Source organism: Pseudomonas parakoreensis (assembly GCF_021602155.1).
In the GTDB taxonomy this organism is placed as follows: Bacteria; Pseudomonadota; Gammaproteobacteria; order Pseudomonadales; family Pseudomonadaceae; genus Aquipseudomonas; species Aquipseudomonas parakoreensis.
Genome location: NZ_BQHY01000037.1, coordinates 1 through 11,404 on the forward strand (window position 1 = coordinate 1; position 11,404 = coordinate 11,404).

An 11,404-nucleotide genomic window follows, 5' to 3' on the forward strand; every position below is an offset into this window, starting at 1 on the left:
ATCGGCACGCTGCCAGACAACAGCCACCTGCCGGTGATGACCTTCTGGGACATCGGCGTCGGCGACTCCACGGCCATCTGGTTCGTGCGTCAGGTCGGCAACGAATATCACGTCATCGATTACTACGAGAATTCCGGCGAAGGCCTGAGGCATTACATGAAGGTGCTTAAGGATAAGGGTTACACCTATTCCGAGCACTGGGGGCCGCATGACATCGAAAACCGTGAGTTCGGCAGTGATGCCAAGAGTCGCAAGGACATCGCCAAAGAGGGCTACGAGATCGACGGCGTGAAATACACCCTGAAGTTTCAGGTTGTCCCGAAGACTGGCGTAGATACTGGCATTGAAGCGGCTCGGGAGATCCTGCCGCGCTGCGTTTTCGATGAATCCAAATGCAGCGAAGGCATCACCCATCTTGAGGCATACCGCAAGGAGTGGGACGACAAGCATGGCTGCTGGAAAGACAAACCGCTGCACGACAGCACGTCGCACGGTGCTGATGCTTGGCGCTACTTCGCTGTCGCCATGACCAAGCGCAAGCCGACACCAACCACCACCACATCCCTGAGAATCTAGCCCATGAGTAATGACCCAAGCATCGCCTTGCCGGCGGTTGAGCGCATGCGCGAGCACTGGGCCATTGTTGATCCGCTGATGGGCGGAACTCAGGCTATGCGCAAGGCCGGCAACAAGCTCCTGCCGCAATACCCGGCTGAGGCTGATGACACTTACAAGGAGCGCCTGGCCCTGTCCACGCTTCTCCCCGCGTATGCCGAGACGGTAAGCAGCAGCACTTCACGGGTGTTCGCTGAGCCTCTTCAGTTGGGTGAGGACGTTCCTGAGCCGATCAAGCTGCTTTCCGCCGACATCGACCTTGGAGGCAATGACCTCAATTCGTGGTCGGTCGAGTGGTTCCGCGAGGCGCTGGCCAAAGGCTTGTGTCACGCGATGATTGAGCATCAGCCAACCCGAGACGCTGAAGGCAACAAGCTGTACAAGACCGTAGCCGAGGAACAAGCGGCTGGGGTTCGCCCTTATGCTGTCATCATCAAGCCGGGCCAGGTGCTCGGCTGGCGCTTCGACGGCGGCAAGCTGATGCAGGTTCGCTACATGGAGTCGGTCGAGGTCGCAGACGGTGAATTCGGCGTCAAGTGCGCGGATCAAGTCCGCGTACTGGAGCCGGGCAGCTGGCGCACCTATCGCAAGCCTGACAATGGCGGCGCATGGGCGGAGCACGACAAGGGCTTGACCAGCCTCACATACATTCCATGGGTGACGTTCTACACGGGCCGCACCGGGCCGATGACGGCTAAGCCGCCACTGCTCGAACTGGCTCACCTGAACGTCAAGCACTGGCAGTCACAGAGCGACCAGGACAACTTGCTGCACGTTGCCCGCGTCCCGCTGCTGTTCGTGTTCACCGATAACGAAGAATTCCAGCTGACTATCAGCTCGGCCAGCGCAACCCGCATGCCGAAGGATGGTAACGCCAAGTACGTCGAGCACACCGGGGCGGCAATCACCGCCGGGCGCGACTCACTGAACGACCTGGTCGATGACATGCGCATGGCCGGGGCCAAGCTGCTCCAGAAGGACAAGCAGGCCGTGAAGACGGCGGCACAGGCCAACGAGGAAGCGGCGCAGGAATTGTCCCCGCTGGCTCGCCTGGCTGGTCAGTTCGCTGACTGCATCGCTCAGCTGCTCCAGATCCTTGCCGACTACGGCAGTCTCGGTGATGGTGGCCACGTCGAAATGCGCGGGAATTTTGACTCGGATTTTGCACCTGAAGTCAGCCTGCCCAACCTGATCAGCATGGCCAACTCCGGCAAGCTCAGCGATGAAACGCTCTACTCCGAAATGCAGCGCCGCGGCGTCATCAGCGACGAACTGGATTGGCCGAAGGAGCTTGCCCGCATACAAACTCAACCCAGCAAAGGCGTGAGCCTGGACGATTAACCCATGGGCAGCGACCAGATCAGCGACACGATCCGCAATGCGGTGCTGCTGGAAAGTCTCAAGTCCAGCGAGGTCGAGAAGTTCGCGCCGTTCCTGCGGCAGATCGACCGGTCGTTGCGCGAGCAGCTGGGAAAGTCGGAACTGACTGAGTTCAAGCGCGCTCGACTCGATGCCATGCTCAAGCAGGTGGATGGAGCGCTGGCCGGCATCCTCACTCAATACACCGATCAGATGCAGCTGGATTTGATGGATGTTGCAGTCTGGCAAGCAACCGCCGAGGCGGTCTTGATCGGCGCTGCGGTGCCGAGCTATACCGCGACCATCCCTGCACTCTCAACCCTCAAGACGGCCGCCTTCAGGTCGCCCCTCGGCATCAAGGGCGCTGATGGCGGGAAGCTGCTGACACCTTTCATCGAGGACTGGAGCAAAGCCGAGCGATCTAGGGTAACCGGTGCGATACGGCAGGGCTGGTTCGAGGGTAAGACCAACTCAGAAATCATGCGCACCCTGCGCGGCACCAAGGACATGAAGTACGCGGACGGCCTGCTCGCTATCACAAGCCGCAACGCCGATGCAGTCACTCGCACGGCTGTGCAGCACGTTGCCAGCCAAGCGCGCAATCAGTTCGCAAAGCAGAACAGCGACATCCTGCAGGGCGTGAAGATCATCGCCACGCTGGACGGCCGAACGACTGCTTACTGTCGAGCCGCAGACGGAACCGAGTACGCGATTGAGGAGGGGCCTCGGCCACCTTTTCACATCCGCTGCCGGACCAGCTTCATTCTGATCCTCAAGGATGCGCCGTCAATGGGTGCGCTGGCTGGCCGATCGAGCATGAGCGGCCAGGTCCAGGCGGATACCAGCTACTACGAGTGGATCAAGACGCAGCCAGCAGCCTTTCAGGACACGGTCATCGGCAAGGCCCGGGCGAAGCTGTTCCGCGATGGCGGGATGACGCCTGAGCAGTTCTCTGACCTGCAGATCGGCAACAACTTCAAGCCGCGCACGCTGGATCAGCTTCGGAAGATGGTGCCTGAGGCCTTTGATCGCGCCGGCCTGTAACCACAAACAAAATCATTCAGCCCTGGCAAACGCCGGGGCTTTTTATTGCCTGTCTGTTCGGATGAGCGGGGCGCACTGGGCCGGATGGCCCGACAACTGGCCGGATGGCCTAGAGAGACGAAATGAAGCTGAAAACAGTTGAAGTGAATGGCAAGCAATACGCTGAAATCCAGGACGACAAGCCGGTTTATGTCGAAGACGACGGTAAGGAGGTGGCGTTTGATGCCCCTGGCACTCGAAGCACCATCACTCGCCTGAACGCTGAAGCCAAGGACAATCGCCAGCGGGCCGAGACTGCCGAGAAGACCGTGAAGGCCTTCGAAGGCATCGACGACCCAGCAGCGGCCAAAAAAGCTCTGGCTACAGTGGCAAATCTCGACGCTAAAACTCTGGTGGATGCCGGAGAGATCGAGAAGGTGAAGGGCGAGATCAGCAAGGCTTATCAGCTACAACTGGACGAACTGACGGCCAAGGCAAGCGGCTTCGAGCAGCAACTGTACGCCGAGAAAATCGGTGGCAGCTTCGCCCGCTCGCAGTTCATCGCCGAGAAGATGGTAGTTCCGGCTGACATGGTTCAGGCCACTTTCGGCAGCAATTTCAAAATCGAAGAAGGCAAGGTCGTCGCCTATGACGCTCAAGGCCAGAAGATTTTCAGTCGCTCCCGCCCGGGAGAGCTGGCCGACTTCAACGAGTCGCTTGAAACCCTCGTCTCGCAGTACCCGCACCGCGACCACATCCTGAAGAGTTCCGATGCCAATGGCGGCGGCGCTCAGGGCGGTGGCGGCGGTAATCCCGGCGCCAAGGGCAACTTTGGCGGCAGCAAAGCAGATCGCGTAGCAGCCATTAAGGCCATGACCGCAACAAGTTAAGGAGCAACTATGTCCCTGTCGAACATGAAGGTATTCAATGAGTACCTCAAGAAAACCACCATCGAAACCCTGGCTCAGGACGTTGAGAAGTTCAACGCCGCCTCCGCTGGCTCCATCCGCCTGACCACTCAAGGCATCGACGGCGACTTCCTGCAAGAGTCGTTCTGGGCTGGCCTGCACAGCGCCCAGCGTCGTGTTGACCGTTACGCAGCCAACGGCACTCAAGCGGCAACCCCGCTGACCCAGAAGCAGTACGACTCGGTGAAGATCGCAGGCGGCTTCGGCCCAATCCTGTGGGAGCCTTCGCAGCTGTCGTGGGTTCAGAAGAACCCGGAGGAAGCCCTGGAAGTGATCAGCCGCAACCTGTCCGAAGCCATCATGTCGGACCAGCTGAACACCGCCATCGCCGCCCTGGTCGCCGCTATTGGCAACCAGCCAACCGCCACCAATGACGTGTCCGCCACCCTCGGCGTGGACTACGTCGCCATCAACAACGCGCACGCGCTGTTCGGTGACGCCTCTCAGCGCCTGATTGCCCAGGTCATGACCGGCGCCATGTACCACAAGCTGATCGGCAAGAACCTGGTCAACGCCGAGAAGCTGTTCACCTTCAGCGGTGTGCAGGTTGTCGACATCCTGGGCAAGGCGGTGATCATCACCGACGCAGCCGCTCTGTACGAGGCTGGCACCCCGAACAAGCAGAAGGTGCTGAGCCTGGCTGACGGCGCTGCGATGGTGATGGACGGTTCCGACCTGATCACCAACATCCAGACCTCCAACGGCAAGGAGCGCATCGAGACCACCATGCAGGCGGATTACACCTTCGGCATGGGTCTCAAAGGATTTACATGGGATACGGCAAACGGCGGCAAGTCGCCAACCAGCGCCGAACTGGCAACGGGTTCGAACTGGGATCTGGTTGCGAACAGCATCAAGGCCTCCGCTGGCGTTATCACCATCGGTGACGCTACCAAGTAATCGAGACGGCGGCCTTTGGGTCGCCTAATCCACCTTCCAGGAGTCCACCATGGACGAGAAAGTCGTTTACGAGAAGCACCCGGTCACCGCTGAGCGCAAGGCTGAACTGCGCCAGAAGGGCTACAAGATCATCGACGCCAAGTTCGCGCCGGATGACTACAAGCACCCCGAGCCGATCAAGGCAGCGAAGTCCGGCGGTGCAAGCCAGAAGGCCGAACAGGAATAACCCATGACCGACTTCATCACTGTTGCAGACGTTGACACATTGCTGGGGTCGGGCTGGGCGGGTGCCGGTGATCCGGTTCTGTCTGTGATGCAGGCCAACGCCTGGCTGACCAGCAAGATAAAGCGTCCTGTCCCCGCCGAAGTACCGGCCGAGATCAAACAGGCCGGCGCCCAAGTTGCAAAAGTCGCCTCGACGGGCGGCCTGTACAAGGCCGTCGAGCGCGAGACGATCAGCGAGACGGTATCGGCTGGTGGCGGCGTCTCTGTAAGCGAAACCTACATTCAGGGATCTGTCGCGCTGTCTTCCGGGGAGAGCTTCGCCATGGCGCTTATCTATCCATGGGTCAATGGCACCAACTCCATCGCGATGGTGAGGGGCTGAGCATGGGCATGAAGGACAAACTTCAGACCAAACTGTCCAAGGCGTTTGACGGAAAGCTGGAAGATGCAGTGAGCCAGATCGTCGGCAGCTACAACGGCCCCGGCGTCTTTGACCCGGTCACCGAAGAAACCACGGCTGAAACGATCACCTACACAGGTCGGGGCGTTATCACCGGCTTCAAGGTCGAGCGCATCGACGGGATCAACATCAAGGTGGGTGATGCGAAGTGCGTCATCCTCAGCAACGAGATAGACGCCGTGCCGGACGTAGGCCACACCATCAGCGCCGGCACTGAAAACTTTCTCGTCCACCTGGTTCTTCCCGATCCAACTGGCGCGACGTACCAGCTTCACCTGCGGAGGGCTTGAGCATGGCAAGAGGCTGGAGCATCCCGCCGAGCCTGTTTATGGGCGCCGTTGAACAGGACCTATCGAAGAAGATCAGGACGATCGCGATTCAGTGCCTGAACGAGGTGGTAATGCGAACACCTGTTGATACCGGTCGCGCACGGGCGAACAACCAGCTATCGATCGGCAAGCCGGTTTATGCCTCGCTTGACGCTTACGATAAGGAAGGTGGCGCCACTATCACGGAAGGCGCAACACGCCTAACAGGGCTTGAGCCATACACCGTTGTTTACATCCAAAATAATCTGCCGTACATCGAGCGTCTGGAGGATGGCTATTCCAAGAAGGCTCCCGCCGGCATGTTCGGCGCAGCATTCAATAGCGTGGCGAGGGCCAACCAATGACCTTCGAACAGATCCGGAACATCGTCACCACGCGCATGACGCAATGGACCGGCATCCCGGCGGCGAGTGTCGACTTCCCGAACAACGCGATATTCGACCCGTCCGGGAAGCCGATTTGGGCAAGGCTGGCCGACGTTCCAGGTCTGTCCTCTACGCCAGAAGTCGGCCTGTCGCCATGCGTGCAGCGCACCGGGATCATCATCATTCAGCTGTTTGTACCCAGCTACAAGGGTACGCTCGCCATCACTCGGGCTGCCGATACGCTGGTGCAGCACTTCGAATTCTTCAGCGAGAGCGGTTTCGACTGTTTCGCGGCCTCGGCCGCAACCCTTGGCGATGACGGCAACGGTTGGTATCAGGTCAACGTTAAAATTCCATATCGCGCCTACTGAGGTCGCTGGAGAGCATCAATGCAAAGCCATGACTACGTGCCGGGCGTATCCGGTTGGAAGTATGAAAATGAAGGATCGTTTGAGCTGAATATCGCTGGTCCCGGAATCGAGTCGCCGCAACCAAAACTGGTCACGATAACTGCCGGTCAGTGGCCTGATCGTGAACTTCCAGCCAATGCGATGGAGCGTTATGCCTTCATCGGCGCCGAGTTGTCGAAGATCCCGGTCAAGTACCGAGAAAGCGCAGAGTTCACGACCGAGGACTTCTCATTTGACCGCGACGGATCGGACTACCGCACCACGCTAACCTATGTTCGGCAAGAGACCTCGGAAGAGGCGCAGGATCGTGCAGAGAAGGCGAAGTCTTCCGGTACGCGAGCCTCGGTGGTCAATGGCGTCCTGACTATCACTACCGATGGCGCAGTTCGCTGCCGCATCGGCAATCTGGAAAAGCCAGAGAAGCCAGAGCCCTTCGTGGTAGTTGATGGCGTTGTTTTCGTGAGCGAGGCGTCAATCAAGGATTCCACGATCAAGGCCAAGTTCGCCCCGCAGTGGTCTTTGAAGATGCAGGTCAATGAGCAAGGGCAATACGTTGCCGCCGGTGTCGGACTGGGTATCGGTTCGCAGTTTTTGGTAAGCGCTGACAGATTAACCATCAATTGCATGTGCGGCGGCGGACCTGCCGGGTTCGGCAAGAAATAAACTCCCCTTCGATCCAGTCAATCCCGCCAAGCGCGGGTTTTTTTACGCCCGCAGAAAGGAGACATACCCATGTCGTCAGGAGCAAAGGTCGCCACGGCCTATGTTGAAGAAATAACCCAGGGCGTGACGCCCGCGACTGGCTGGAAAGAGCTGATCCGTACCTCGTTCGGTATCGGCCCAACCCAGAACACCGCAGAAAACAACGAAATTGGCTCGACTCGAATGAGTCAGGGCACCACGCCGACCACGGTTGATGTGGCTGGCGCGATCGGTATGAAGTGGCGCTACGGCGGCGCAGTCGATGATTTCCTGGAGTCGTGTTTCGGCGCGCGCTGGACGGCTGACTCTCTGACCATGGGTAATCAGCGCATCAGCTACTCGATCGCCTCCTACGCGAGCGATGTGACCGTTGCGTCAGTTGCTCGCGGCGCACAAGTGGCATCGATGGCCTTCACCTTCGGCACCGACAACGATGTCACCATTGACACCACGTTTTCGGCGACCGACTGGGAAGACAAGGCCGATGGCACCAGCTTCTTCAGTGCTGCCGCTGCGGAGCCGGACGGCTCTCGATTCAACTTCAAGAACTTCACCGCATTGACTCTGGATGGTGTCGCCGCCTCGGCAGCTAACGGCACCTGCATCAGCGCAATGTCGCTGACCTTCGATAACGCAGTCCAGACGCAGCGCTGCTTGGGCTCGGGTGATGCGTTCGCCGGCAGCATTATCCCGACAACCTTCAGCGCCTCCGGTAGCGTCACCGTGGCCTGGTCTGCCGCTTCCTACGCCCTGTACCGCAAACAGCGTACCGGCGAATCGGTAGCCATGAGCTTCACGCTCGAGAATGCTGACGGTGCTTACACGGTGCTGCTGCCAGAAATGGAAGCGGTAGGCAGTTGGCCGGACGGTGGTGCGACCGACATCATTGAGGTGGAGCTGGCTGTTTCGGCCCGACGCATCCCGCCAACGATTACTCGCGTGCCTGCTGTTACGCCTTAACCGCTAATAATGCAGAGGCCTGAAAGGGCCTCGTTGCTGGGGTACAGAATGACCTTTATTTTGAAAAAGAAAGATCCGCTCGATGCGGTGTCTACGCGATGGATCGAGCCGGCCCCCGGCCTGCGCCTGCAGATCGGATCGTCCGCTCGACCAGGCTACACCAGCGACTACCGCCAGATTCAGCGACACCTTGAATTCGCCTCGCGCCAGATGGGCGTAGGGACTGAAGAGTTCGACATCCTCAAGAAGTCATCGGTTGAAATACCAGATCCAGATATTCTTTTCGTTGAGCTGGCATGCAAGCACCTGATCCTCGACTGGGAGGGTGTTGCAGAGGCAGAAGATCCAGACGCACCTGCGCCGTATACCCCGGAGCGCGGCGTTGTTTTGATCGAGCAGATGCCAGAGGTTTACTTCCTCGCCCTGAATGCTGCCAATGACATCGCCCTACGTCACAAGGAGCAGGTGGCCGAAACAGTGGAAAAGCCCTTGCCGCCTACCGCTGGGCAGCCGAGTGGGCGGGCCCGGAAAACGAGCGCAAAAGAGAAGTCCACGAAAAGCTGAGGGTTTACATCCCTGAGCCGCCAGAGCTGGACGGTCCAACCACCGATATGCTGGAAGCCTACTACGTCATCAGTCGGGGGCGGCAGTATGTCGGCATGAACGGTGTTCCGGCACCTCTCTCTGTTCGGGATCTGAGTGACTACCTGGCAGCCTACGGTGAGCGATATTCCCGCGAAGAGTTTGATGCTGTGATATTCGCCCTTGATGACGATTTCCGCAAAAGATGGGCAGAGCAGCAGGAAAGCTCAATGACCAAGTGATCTCGGGTGCTCGGTTTGTGATGAAGATTAACCACAGCGCGGGACGTCCCGCAGGAGCAAAAATGAGCACATTCACGCCTGCGGGAGCCGAGTTCGAAATGGTCTCAGTTACGTGTGGTATTTGCGCCACGGAATCTGCGAAGGCTGAAGTCCTGCAAGGAGTTTGGCCAGATCTTGCCGACCGTGATACCGGAAGGTTCCCCGCGAATCTTGTGACGCAAGAACAACGGGCACTCCTGGAAAGTGCGGCTGGAACGATTCGCGGACCGGCTGCGCTGCGCTAGATGACGACGTGTAGTGACAGCCAACATGACGCGGCATGGCCGCAGGAGTGGGATATGAGCAGCGAGTACAAAGGCCTTGCGAAAGAAGTGGCGGGCTTGAAGCGTGAGATTGAAGATATAAAGGCTCGACTCAGCCAGGAGTCGAGCCTGCGAGTAGCCACAGACGCCTCAGTAGCGCATGCGGTAGGTTCAATCTCGGAATTTATCCGCGGGGGAAAGACGGCGGCTGCTGATCCAGAATAAGAGCAGCTGATCTTGCTGTTTCGATTACCTCGTTGAAAACTTTGTTCTTGCCGGTGCCGTCCTCGACATGTTTTTCGCGCATTTTGGCGATCAGGTCATTATAGAGGCCCAAATCAATAGCGTCCTTTTTGCGAACTGCGGCTATTAGCGCATTAATGATGATGCTTTGGGCGATGACTGTTTCTTTGAGTGCTTGGTCTGACACATTGACCTCCAGGTCATAAACGCGCCGAAATTGGCGCTCTCCCAGTCCTTGGGCTTGCAGGCAAAGGACTGGGGTTATCCGTTGGGTGAAGGCAAGAGGCTACTATCGGTGAGCGGCGGGGCGTTACTGTGGATTCGTACAGCACGCTTTGGTGCTTTCCGCCGATGGTGGTAGATTGCTGCCATCAAACAGGGAGGAGCGTTAATGTTCGGTGGATTTCTTGGGTTCATGGGTGTCGCAGTAGGCCTAGCGCTGCTGATTCTGGCGTGGCCAAAGGTTCCAACAAGGATGCCGATAGTCAAGGGCTCGGTGCTGACATTATCCGTCGCACTGATCGCAAACTTCGTCCTGTCTCTCTACTTGATGCGTCATCCCACCGCCGGAATGAAGGCCAACAGTTATGCCGCAGCGGCGGACGCCAGGAAGGAGCGGAGCCAGAAAGAGTGCAATGATCCCGTCAGTGCGTTCAGCGCCGTAACCCTTGAAGTAAAGCGCCGCCTCAAAGACCCAGATTCTGCCGTATTCCCATGGCCTAACGACCCCGAGGTCAGTGTTCAGCGGGTAGGCGGCGCCTGCACCTTTAGGGTCAGCGCGAATGTCAGGGCAAAAAACGCATTTGGCGCTTACTTGCCTAATCCGTTCGACGCGACCATCAGATTTGATATGACTAGAGGTGCGTGGGTATTGGAGGCGATCCAGATCTAGCGCAGTACAAAAAATCACGCAACCCGCTCCGGCGGGTTTTTTTTCGCCTGGAGAAACGTTATGACCCAGCAATCCAGTCGCCTGGATATCATCATCGATTCGCGGCAGGCGCAGCGTAATGGCGAGCAACTGCGCATCACACTGAACAACCTTGTTGTGGTTGGTGATCAGGCTGCCAACTCCATGTCTGGAGCTGGCTCGGCGGCTCGGGCGGCTGGTGTGGCGTTCGCGGCCCTCGGTGCCGGTCGAGTGGTCAGCGAGATCATTCGACTGACCGACGCCTTCAAGTCCATGCAGGGCTCTCTGGCGCTCGTAAGTTCATCGACTTCTGTAGCTGCCGATTCATTCCAGAAGCTGCTGACGATGGCGAACAATACTGGCAGCTCGCTGGAGTCGACTGTTTCGCTGTATACCCGCCTGGCCAACGCCACCCGAGGCGCCGGCTACACCACCGAGCAGTTGCTTGGGGTAACCGATGCCATCAACAAGGCGTTCGTAATTTCCGGCGCCACCATGCAGGAGGCTTCGAACGCCGCGATTCAGCTATCCCAGGGCTTGGCTTCTGGCACGCTCCGCGGCGAGGAACTGAACTCTGTTATGGAGCAGGGGCCACGCATCACCCGTGCGCTGGCAGAGTACCTGGGCGTCACCAACGGCCAAATTCGCCAGATGGCTGCCGACGGCAAGATCACTGCCGAGGTTGTTACCAATGCGCTTCTCAAGTCTCTGACTTCGCTGAACTCGGAGCTTGATCGCATGCCGCGCCGGTTTGAGCAGGCATCGACCGCACTGAAAAACAACTTCCTTGCTGCTGTCGGGCAGATCGA

At 58.5% G+C, this 11,404-nt stretch carries 16 protein-coding genes and 1 pseudogene; 16 read left to right on the forward strand and 1 reads right to left on the reverse strand.

What is annotated here, in order from left to right; all coding sequences use genetic code 11:
• The 14 genes and pseudogenes from L6D63_RS27905 to L6D63_RS27970 form a co-directional block, all read left to right on the forward strand.
• Positions 1-576: pseudogene (locus L6D63_RS27905) on the forward strand (terminase); the annotation flags it as partial.
• Positions 577-621: 45 nt separating this feature from the next.
• Positions 622-1,956: a DUF4055 domain-containing protein gene (locus L6D63_RS27910; protein ID WP_309295589.1), complete on the forward strand. Its 1,335-nt coding sequence runs from the start codon at positions 622-624 to the stop codon at positions 1,954-1,956.
• Between the two features lie 3 nt (positions 1,957-1,959).
• The gene (locus L6D63_RS27915; RefSeq protein WP_131671978.1) at positions 1,960-3,018 is read left to right on the forward strand and encodes a phage minor head protein; all 1,059 of its coding nucleotides are present in this window, start codon (positions 1,960-1,962) and stop codon (positions 3,016-3,018) included.
• A 122-nt stretch (positions 3,019-3,140) separates the two neighbouring features.
• Entirely contained in the window at positions 3,141-3,887 is a 747-nt protein-coding gene (locus tag L6D63_RS27920; protein ID WP_131671977.1) for a DUF6651 domain-containing protein, read from the forward strand.
• A gap of 9 nt (positions 3,888-3,896) precedes the next feature.
• Positions 3,897-4,865, forward strand: a complete 969-nt coding sequence (locus L6D63_RS27925) for a major capsid protein (RefSeq protein ID WP_054898881.1) — start codon at positions 3,897-3,899, stop codon at positions 4,863-4,865.
• Positions 4,866-4,914: 49 nt separating this feature from the next.
• Positions 4,915-5,091 carry a hypothetical protein gene (locus tag L6D63_RS27930; protein ID WP_155401140.1) on the forward strand — a complete coding sequence of 59 codons (177 nt, stop codon included), beginning with the start codon at positions 4,915-4,917 and terminating at the stop codon, positions 5,089-5,091.
• A 3-nt stretch (positions 5,092-5,094) separates the two neighbouring features.
• Positions 5,095-5,472: a hypothetical protein gene (locus L6D63_RS27935; RefSeq protein WP_054898880.1), complete on the forward strand. Its 378-nt coding sequence runs from the start codon at positions 5,095-5,097 to the stop codon at positions 5,470-5,472.
• A gap of 2 nt (positions 5,473-5,474) precedes the next feature.
• Complete coding sequence (locus tag L6D63_RS27940) at positions 5,475-5,840, forward strand: hypothetical protein (RefSeq protein WP_054898879.1); 366 nt, start codon at positions 5,475-5,477, stop codon at positions 5,838-5,840.
• A gap of 2 nt (positions 5,841-5,842) precedes the next feature.
• Positions 5,843-6,223 carry a hypothetical protein gene (locus L6D63_RS27945; protein ID WP_054898878.1) on the forward strand — a complete coding sequence of 127 codons (381 nt, stop codon included), beginning with the start codon at positions 5,843-5,845 and terminating at the stop codon, positions 6,221-6,223.
• A complete protein-coding gene (locus tag L6D63_RS27950; RefSeq protein ID WP_054898877.1) occupies positions 6,220-6,615 on the forward strand; it encodes a phage tail terminator-like protein in 396 nt (131 codons plus the stop codon). The genes L6D63_RS27945 and L6D63_RS27950 overlap by 4 nt, the downstream gene beginning before the upstream one ends.
• Before the next feature lie 18 nt (positions 6,616-6,633).
• Positions 6,634-7,317: a phage tail tip fiber protein gene (locus tag L6D63_RS27955; RefSeq protein ID WP_236170485.1), complete on the forward strand. Its 684-nt coding sequence runs from the start codon at positions 6,634-6,636 to the stop codon at positions 7,315-7,317.
• Positions 7,318-7,386: 69 nt separating this feature from the next.
• Positions 7,387-8,316 (forward strand): phage tail tube protein, encoded by a 930-nt coding sequence (locus L6D63_RS27960; RefSeq protein WP_131671989.1) that lies wholly within the window; start codon positions 7,387-7,389, stop codon positions 8,314-8,316.
• A 48-nt stretch (positions 8,317-8,364) separates the two neighbouring features.
• Complete coding sequence (locus L6D63_RS27965) at positions 8,365-8,880, forward strand: hypothetical protein (protein WP_052906174.1); 516 nt, start codon at positions 8,365-8,367, stop codon at positions 8,878-8,880.
• Between the two features lie 47 nt (positions 8,881-8,927).
• Positions 8,928-9,140, forward strand: coding sequence for a hypothetical protein (locus L6D63_RS27970; protein WP_042559967.1), 213 nt, complete (start codon positions 8,928-8,930; stop codon positions 9,138-9,140).
• Between the two features lie 486 nt (positions 9,141-9,626).
• Here the strand turns inward: L6D63_RS27970 and L6D63_RS27975 are convergent, their stop codons facing one another.
• Complete coding sequence (locus L6D63_RS27975) at positions 9,627-9,872, reverse strand: hypothetical protein (RefSeq protein WP_034120564.1); 246 nt, start codon at positions 9,870-9,872, stop codon at positions 9,627-9,629.
• 204 nt (positions 9,873-10,076) lie between these two features.
• Here L6D63_RS27975 and L6D63_RS27980 point away from each other — a divergent pair, with 204 nt between their 5' ends.
• A complete protein-coding gene (locus L6D63_RS27980; RefSeq protein WP_042559963.1) occupies positions 10,077-10,577 on the forward strand; it encodes a hypothetical protein in 501 nt (166 codons plus the stop codon).
• 60 nt (positions 10,578-10,637) lie between these two features.
• Positions 10,638-11,404: tape measure protein (locus L6D63_RS27985; RefSeq protein ID WP_236170486.1), on the forward strand; the 767-nt coding region annotated here is incomplete at its 3' end.

Bases quoted from the DNA above. Each gene is read 5' to 3' on its own strand.
- L6D63_RS27910 (WP_309295589.1), top strand. From the start codon at position 622: ATGCGCGAGCACTGGGCCATTGTTGATCCGCTGATGGGCGGAACTCAG.
- L6D63_RS27915 (WP_131671978.1), top strand. From the start codon at position 1,960: ATGGGCAGCGACCAGATCAGCGACACGATCCGCAATGCGGTGCTGCTG.
- L6D63_RS27920 (WP_131671977.1), top strand. From the start codon at position 3,141: ATGAAGCTGAAAACAGTTGAAGTGAATGGCAAGCAATACGCTGAAATC.
- L6D63_RS27925 (WP_054898881.1), top strand. From the start codon at position 3,897: ATGTCCCTGTCGAACATGAAGGTATTCAATGAGTACCTCAAGAAAACC.
- L6D63_RS27930 (WP_155401140.1), top strand. From the start codon at position 4,915: ATGGACGAGAAAGTCGTTTACGAGAAGCACCCGGTCACCGCTGAGCGC.
- L6D63_RS27935 (WP_054898880.1), top strand. From the start codon at position 5,095: ATGACCGACTTCATCACTGTTGCAGACGTTGACACATTGCTGGGGTCG.
- L6D63_RS27940 (WP_054898879.1), top strand. From the start codon at position 5,475: ATGGGCATGAAGGACAAACTTCAGACCAAACTGTCCAAGGCGTTTGAC.
- L6D63_RS27945 (WP_054898878.1), top strand. From the start codon at position 5,843: ATGGCAAGAGGCTGGAGCATCCCGCCGAGCCTGTTTATGGGCGCCGTT.
- L6D63_RS27950 (WP_054898877.1), top strand. From the start codon at position 6,220: ATGACCTTCGAACAGATCCGGAACATCGTCACCACGCGCATGACGCAA.
- L6D63_RS27955 (WP_236170485.1), top strand. From the start codon at position 6,634: ATGCAAAGCCATGACTACGTGCCGGGCGTATCCGGTTGGAAGTATGAA.
- L6D63_RS27960 (WP_131671989.1), top strand. From the start codon at position 7,387: ATGTCGTCAGGAGCAAAGGTCGCCACGGCCTATGTTGAAGAAATAACC.
- L6D63_RS27965 (WP_052906174.1), top strand. From the start codon at position 8,365: ATGACCTTTATTTTGAAAAAGAAAGATCCGCTCGATGCGGTGTCTACG.
- L6D63_RS27970 (WP_042559967.1), top strand. From the start codon at position 8,928: ATGCTGGAAGCCTACTACGTCATCAGTCGGGGGCGGCAGTATGTCGGC.
- L6D63_RS27980 (WP_042559963.1), top strand. From the start codon at position 10,077: ATGTTCGGTGGATTTCTTGGGTTCATGGGTGTCGCAGTAGGCCTAGCG.